This window comes from Zobellella taiwanensis, from assembly GCF_003012795.1.
GTDB lineage: Bacteria > Pseudomonadota > Gammaproteobacteria > Enterobacterales > Aeromonadaceae > Oceanimonas > Oceanimonas taiwanensis.
Window position 1 is genome coordinate 1 of record NZ_PXYH01000049.1, and the last position, 1105, is coordinate 1105.

General features: G+C 51.3%; 1 tRNA gene and 2 rRNA genes. All 3 read right to left on the reverse strand.

What is annotated here, in order from left to right:
• Positions 1-478 (reverse strand): 23S ribosomal RNA (locus C7I36_RS16845); the annotation flags it as partial.
• A 245-nt stretch (positions 479-723) separates the two neighbouring features.
• Positions 724-799: transfer RNA gene (locus C7I36_RS16850), tRNA-Glu, on the reverse strand.
• A gap of 227 nt (positions 800-1026) precedes the next feature.
• Positions 1027-1105 (reverse strand): 16S ribosomal RNA (locus C7I36_RS16855); the annotation flags it as partial.

The window sequence follows — 1105 nt, forward strand, 5'->3', positions numbered from 1 at the left end:
GGGGTTCTTTTCGCCTTTCCCTCACGGTACTGGTTCACTATCGGTCAGTCAGGAGTATTTAGCCTTGGAGGATGGTCCCCCCATGTTCAGACAGGATATCACGTGTCCCGTCCTACTCGATTTCACAACGAGGGTGGTTTGGTGTACGGGGCTATCACCCACTATGGCCGGCCTTTCCAGGGCCGTTCCACTACCACCCAAGCTGCTTAAGGGCTGGTCCGCGTTCGCTCGCCGCTACTAACGGAATCTCGGTTGATTTCTGTTCCTCGGGGTACTTAGATGTTTCAGTTCTCCCGGTTCGCCTCGTTGCGCTATGTATTCACGCAACGATACTGCACTGAGTGCAGTGGGTTTCCCCATTCGGACATCACGGGCTCAAGCGCTTCTTACCAGCTCACCCGTGCTTAACGCAGGTTAGCACGTCCTTCATCGCCTCTGACTGCCAAGGCATCCACCGTGTACGCTTAGTCACTTAACCATACAACCCCAAGAAGTGTGTCAGTCCGAAGACTGGTACACTCATGAAGGCGGCACGCATCATGTGACTGATGCTTACAACATTGTTTCGCCAAGAAGTTCCAAGACACTTGCAGTATCAAGAACTACTTTTATTCATCAGCTTTTTCCGAATTGTTAAAGAGCAGAGTGGTTAAACTCTAAGATTTAGGCTTCAAGAGAAGGGCTTCTCTTACAGCATAAAGCTTACAGCTTAGGGCGTTGAAATGGCGTCCCCTAGGGGATTCGAACCCCTGTTACCGCCGTGAAAGGGCGGTGTCCTAGGCCTCTAGACGAAGGGGACAAAATTCACTGTTCGCGAAGCAAGCTTCGCGGTGAATTTTGTAAAGGCGCAGCCGAGCCAGCGAGGCAAGCGACAAGAACAACCGTAGTCGAACCAGGCTTTACTCAGGGCAGGCATAATACCTTTCCAAAACGCACATGTTGCTTTGCGATGGGATTAACCGTCGCAAAGACGCTCTGCATATCAAGCAAACTGTGTGAACACTCAGCAGACGCTGAGAATTAAGGTAAGGAGGTGATCCAACCGCAGGTTCCCCTACGGTTACCTTGTTACGACTTCACCCCAGTCATGAATCACTCCGTGGTA